Origin of the sequence: Devosia geojensis (assembly GCF_000969415.1) — a bacterium.
In the GTDB taxonomy this organism is placed as follows: domain Bacteria; phylum Pseudomonadota; class Alphaproteobacteria; order Rhizobiales; family Devosiaceae; genus Devosia; species Devosia geojensis.
The window spans coordinates 1-809 of sequence record NZ_JZEX01000189.1 but is presented as its reverse complement, the minus strand read 5'-3'; the positions used below and the strand labels follow the sequence as shown (position 1 = coordinate 809).

General features: G+C 61.9%; 1 protein-coding gene. It reads left to right on the top strand.

Annotation, left to right across the window (positions count from 1 at the left end):
- Positions 1-42 precede the first annotated feature (42 nt).
- Positions 43-809, top strand: a protein-coding gene (locus tag VE25_RS22545; RefSeq protein WP_201776125.1) for an IS5 family transposase whose coding sequence is annotated in 2 segments (ribosomal slippage) — positions 43-378 and positions 381-809 — 765 coding nt in all. Because the reading frame shifts where the segments join, the coding sequence is not laid out codon by codon here.

Here is an 809-nt window from a genome sequence, read left to right as displayed (position 1 = left end):
GGATTTGGGTTGATGATTCAAGGTTCCGAAAGGAGCTCTTGAATGGGGCGATACGATCTCAGCGAGACGGAGTGGCGGATGATCGCTCCGTTGTTGCCGAACAAGCCGCGCGGGGTTGCGCGGGTGGATGACCGCAAGGTGGTCAATGGCATCTTCTATGTGCTCAGGACCGGTTCGCCCTGGCGCGATCTGCCAGAGCGCTATGGCCCCTACACCACGGTGTATAACCGGTATAACCGCTGGGCCAAGGCGGGAGTGTGGCTGAGGGTGTTCGAGACCTTGGCGGCCGCCTCGCCACAGTCGATGCAACTGATCGACAGCTCCATCATCCGAGCCCACCAGCACGCCGCAGGTGGAAAAAAGGGGGTCCGGATCACGCCATTGGCCGTTCTCGTGAAGGACTGAGCACCAAGATCCATGCGGTCGTGGATCAGGACGGGCTGCCGGTTCGCTTGCTGCTGTCCGCCGGGCAGGCCTCCGACATGGCTGCCGTTCCGAACCTGCTAGCCGGCTTGCCGACGCCACGCACCGTCGTGGCCGATCGGGGCTACGACAGCAATGCCGTGCTTGAACTTATCGCCCGATCAGGCGCCCAGCCCAACATCCCGAGCTGCTCGCGTCGCATCGTTCGGCGCTCCGTCGATCCGGCAATCTATCGACAGCGCAACCTGATCGAGCGCTTCTTCTGCAGGCTCAAGCAGTTCCGACGCGTCGCCACCCGTTTCGACAAGCTGGCAAGAAACTTCCTCGCCGCCGTCCTGCTCGCTTCAATCCGCATCTGGACTAAAGCTTATGAGTCCACGCCCTAG